We start from the raw sequence: 447 nt of genomic DNA, 5'->3' as shown, positions 1-447 counted from the left end.
ACCTTTATGCCGGCGATGCAACGCCTGCAGCAGTCGCTGAATGAAGCGCGCGGAATTGATCCAAAACGCGAAGCCCAGTTAGAAGGTTATCTCTTATTCAAGGTGCCTTATACCGATTCAAATGGAAAAGAACAAGCGATGTGGCTACTCGAAAAAGACGGGGTACGCGTGCCGAACCGCGAACTTGAAGCCTATTTAAAACGAACAGGCGACTACCAAGCGAAGGATAAATATACTATACTAACATTAGACGAACTCAACGAAAAAATCATGAAATCGTGGCAAAATAAGACGTATTACATGGACGGAAAAGTATATTCCGGTGCGGCAGGGAAAATATTACAGGCCTCGGCATATGTAGAAGATTGGGAAGGAAAACTGTCTGACGCAGGCGTGATGGATGCGATCGCGGGCGTGGGTTTGAGTTTGGCGGCAATTAGCGGGAGT

Annotated in this window: 1 pseudogene; it reads left to right on the top strand. The window is 47.2% G+C overall.

What is annotated here, in order from left to right:
* A pseudogene (locus R8923_RS14265) lies at nucleotides 1-447 on the top strand (LXG domain-containing protein); the annotation flags it as partial.

The organism is Listeria tempestatis (assembly GCF_963575625.1).
In the GTDB taxonomy this organism is placed as follows: Bacteria; Bacillota; Bacilli; order Lactobacillales; family Listeriaceae; genus Listeria; species Listeria tempestatis.
The sequence above is the reverse complement of the archived record's forward strand: the minus strand, read 5'-3'. Positions and strand labels throughout refer to the sequence as shown.